Below are 276 nucleotides of genomic sequence, written 5' to 3' on the forward strand. Positions count from 1 at the left end.
TAAAATGTTGGTTAATTATGGAGATAAAGAGTGGAGGATTTTAAGAGTTATTAGTAAGTCTCAGGTAGTGTTAAGTAGGAAGGGGCGAGAAGATGATGGGTGTCAAGGGATAGTGATATATCGTGAATTAAAATCAGTAAAAGAGAAGGATATTAAGATATATTATGAATTAAAAAAAGATAACTATTCTATGTTTATTAGGAACATTTCCATGAAAAGGACTATCTTTGTAATTATTAGTGATATTATTTTTTTAGTTGCTTTCATTGTTATATG

1 pseudogene is annotated in these 276 nt (G+C 28.3%); it reads left to right on the forward strand.

What is annotated here, in order from left to right:
• A pseudogene (locus tag MR160_RS34330) lies at window positions 1-276 on the forward strand (hypothetical protein); the annotation flags it as partial.

The organism is Bacillus cereus group sp. BfR-BA-01382 (genome assembly GCF_022663475.1).
Lineage (GTDB): Bacteria > Bacillota > Bacilli > Bacillales > Bacillaceae_G > Bacillus_A > Bacillus_A thuringiensis_S.